Source organism: Acinetobacter sp. WCHA29, from assembly GCF_002165335.1.
Classification (GTDB): Bacteria; Pseudomonadota; Gammaproteobacteria; order Pseudomonadales; family Moraxellaceae; genus Acinetobacter.
The window spans coordinates 1-3,959 of the sequence record NZ_NHRQ01000033.1; the positions used below are offsets into that span (position 1 = coordinate 1).

Consider the following 3,959-nt stretch of genomic DNA (forward strand, 5'->3'; position numbering starts at 1 on the left):
GAGTTCGGTTCTGTCATGAGAAAGCCCATATAAATGGGTAGAGTACAGGTTGCTGTAGAAGCATGTTTAATTCGTCTAATCACAGATACTTTATAAAGCATTTTAATACTTTTTTGAATCTGTCAATGCGTAAGTCCTAGTCTGATAAAAAAATTTAAAAATTTTTAACCCGAATTGGTTTTGCCCACGTTTACATAAAGGATGCTTTTATACAAACCAACGTGGGGAAAAACAATGCAATATAAAACAACAATATTATGGGGATTGATGCTCGGTTTACCTATGTATGTCCAAGCCGTTGAACCTGCTGTATCGGCAGTGAACAACAGTAGTTCCTTCGAAATTCGACAGGTGCAGCCAAATATTTTAGAACGTCGCCAAGATGCCAATATCAATGTACAAATGAATATGGTTTCACCAGTTCCTGCTGGTGCAGATCAAGTCCGATTTATCCTAAATTCGCTACAATTAGAGGGAAACCGAGTATTATCAACCGCACAACTGGCATCAGCATGGCAACCGAAGTTTGGACAACAAGTGACACTGGCAGATATTTATCAACTGGCGAATCAATTAACGGAACGTTATCAACGTGAGGGTTATATTTTATCGCAGGTGATTGTTCCACAACAAACAGTGCAAAATGGACAAATTCGTTTACAGGTGATTGAAGGACGTATTGGTCAGGTTGAACTTAGTGGAGAACTCGCCCAACATGGTTTATTACAACAATACGCAGAAAAAATTAAATCTGAGCAACCCACAACGCAACGAACCTTAGAGCGTTTTTTATTGCTTTATAATGACTTGGGTGGGGTTGAATCACAATCTTTTGTTAAAGCAACCGATCAAGTGGGTGTACTGGATTTAGTGGTTCAGGCTCAGAAAAAACCGATTCAACTTTCAGTGGGGGTACATAATCGGGTCAGTGAATCTGTGGGGAAGATTCGGATGGAATCTTATGCCATTGTTGGTAATTTATTTGGATTATTTGAACAACATTATGTGGGGTTTAATAGTTCATTTGATCAAAAGTCTAATAGTGTTGTCTATCAGGGTAGTGTACCAATCGGGGCAAATGGTTTGCAGGCTTCTGCTTCGCTCTCAGGAGCATGGGTAAAGCCTGAACTCAATGGAGTACGTTTAAGTGAAAGCCAATCCACTTCTGCGAGTCTAGGTTTAAATTATCCAGCGATTCGGACACGTAATACCAATGTCTATAGTTATGGTTCACTTGATTTTAATAATAACCAACGAGATAACGCTTTTAATGGTCAACGTGATAATGATGAAAAAATTAGAAATATCACATTAGGCGTGCGTGCTGAACATTTGGATACATGGCATGGCGTGAATCAGCTCGATATTTCGACTCAAAAGGGTCTCAATGCATTGGGTGCAAGTGAACAGGGTGATGCATTGTTATCAGGTGTTGCTGGTGTAGGCAATCCACAATTCTTTAAACAGAATCTCTATTTAGCTCGTTTACAGTCTCTGGGTTATGGTTTTTCGGTACTTTCAGCAGTCACAGGTCAATGGTCTAAGGACAATTTATTGTCCAGTCAACAGTTTGTTATCGGTGGTAATAGTTTCCTACGTGCTTATGATCCAGGTGAGATTGCAGGAGATCGTGGGATTGCTGCCAAACTGGAGCTACGTCATCAAAGTCATATCTTAAATACGGATCTCACCAGTTATGGTTTTTATGACTGGGGTGAGGCACGTTATAACGCAGTCAATGGTAAAACCAAAGCAGATACAGAACAGGCTCAAAGTGCAGGTTTAGGACTACGTTTTTCGACACGTTTTGGCATCAATGGTTATGTAGAAGCAGTAAAACCAATTGAACGTAAAACAGCGTATGACCAATCGACCGATCCACGTGTTTTTGCTGGCTTGTCATTTGAATACTAATAAGATTTTAAGGAATAACATCATGAAACTAAATTATTTAACTGTAGAAATTCGCGCATTATTGGCAGCAAGTTTAATTGTTCCAAACTTTGCTTTTGCATTGCCACAAGGTGGAAATGTAGTTGCTGGGCAAGCGGATATTAAAAATGTCAACTCGACCTATATGACGATTGATCAGAAAAGTAATCGCGCTGTAGTGAATTGGGATAGTTTTAATGTGGGTAAAAATGACTGGGTGGATATTCGTCAGCAAAAAAGCAGTGATGCCCTTTTAAACCGTGTTACAGGTAATAATCTCAGCGAAATTGCAGGGAAAATTACAGCAAAAGGACAGGTATTTATTGTCAACCCAAATGGCATTATCTTTAAAAATGGTTCGATTGTCAATGTGGGTTCATTGGTTGCCAGTACAGCTGATATTGAAAATGCTGCATTTATGCAAGGTGGTAAGTTAGAGTTTAATAAAAAGAGTAATAAAAAAGATGCTGCCATTACCATCGAAAATGGAGCTTATATTGATGTAGGTCAACTCGAACAAAATGGACAGAAAATTGATAACCCCAATGGTTTTGCGGCATTTATTGCACCGCAAATTAAACAAGGTGGTTTTATTACTGCTCAATTAGGTACGATTCATCTTGCTGCTGGGGAAGCCTTTACCCTAGATGTAGGCGGAGGTTTACTCAATATTTTGTTGGGTGATAGTGATTTACAAACTTTAGGTATTGAAAATACGGGGACGATTTTAAGCAAAGGTGGTTTAATTCGTTTACAGGCTGCTTCTATCAACAATTTATTGCAAGGTTTTATTACTCAAAATGGTCAATTGATTGCATCTGAATTTACACAGGATGCACAAGGAAATATTCAACTGACTGCACCAAAAGGTCAGGTACTATTAAATGCTAGTGAAATTAAAACAGGTTCAAGTGCGATTGTGGCAGAAAAGAGTCAGCTTGCAGCCAATAAAATTGTATTGGGCGATGGGGTAATCTATTCAACTGAATTGGCAGAACTTAAAGCCAAACAGGATATTCAACAAAGTGCCAATCAGCAAATTGCTGCGACCAAACAACTGAGTATTGCTAGTGAACAAGGCAATATAAGTTTGGCAGGAGCAATTGAAGCAGGACAAGCGGATATTCAAGCCAAACAAGGAAAAATCACCACAGTTAAAGCTGAGAATAAAGGCATCAGTAGTACAACTGGTGATGTAACTGTTACAGCAAAAGACGCTGACTTAAACGCCTTCATCTCTGCAAAAAATAATTTAAGTGTAAACACTACAAATACGCTAAACATAGATGCGGAAGCCAAAGCACAAAAAATCAGTTTAGATTCAGCTAGTACATTGGTACAAGGTAAAAATAGCAAATTATTAGCAGAATCTACGAAAGATACTGCTTTAAATATTGTTGGGAAAACAGGCGTTACATTAAATGGCGTGAGTGAATCGAAAGCCAATACCACAATTCAATCAACAGCTGGTAGCGTGGTATTTAGCAAAGACAGTCAGGGTTTATCTAGTGTAGGTGATTTAAGCATTACAGCGAATCAGGCTGAACTTGTAGCACAATTATTGAGTACAGGAAAAAATCTAAGTGTGACCACAACACAGGATTTAACAGTATCGGGCAAAGCCAAAGCACAAGGCATGAGTTTAAAATCCACTCAGGGTTCAATCAAACAAAGCTCAACAAGCGTACTAGATGCAACCAACCTCACCATCAGCAGTGATACAAAAGATATTGAGCTACAAGGTACAAGCAAAGTTGCAACTGATGCAACACTCACAGCCAAAGGCAATATAACGGTATCAGCTGTAAGTAAAGATCAAGGTATTGCAGTAGGGAATAATTTAACAGTTAAAGGTCAAAATGTAGTGATTGGTGGAGACAAATCAGCTCCGACTGTAAAAGCTGCAAATTTAGTGGAGGTTAAAGACACAACAAATTTAACTTTAAATGATGGTGTCATTGAAGCGAAACAAATTAAATTAAGTGCTGGCAATATTCAACAGGAACTGAATCAGGGTATTAAAGCCA

Annotated in this window: 2 protein-coding genes; both read left to right on the forward strand. The window is 38.6% G+C overall.

Translation table 11 applies throughout. From position 1 onward, the window contains the following. Positions 1-234 precede the first annotated feature (234 nt). On the forward strand, positions 235-1,914 hold the full coding sequence (locus CDG59_RS14150; RefSeq protein ID WP_171295051.1) for a ShlB/FhaC/HecB family hemolysin secretion/activation protein: 1,680 nt from the start codon (positions 235-237) through the stop codon (positions 1,912-1,914). A 22-nt stretch (positions 1,915-1,936) separates the two neighbouring features. Beyond that, a partial coding sequence (locus CDG59_RS14155; RefSeq protein WP_171295052.1) for a filamentous hemagglutinin N-terminal domain-containing protein occupies positions 1,937-3,959 on the forward strand: 2,023 nt, incomplete at its 3' end.

What these genes read in the sequence shown, in the direction of transcription:
- CDG59_RS14150 (WP_171295051.1), top strand. Translation starts at nt 235, where the DNA reads ATGCAATATAAAACAACAATATTATGGGGATTGATGCTCGGTTTACCT.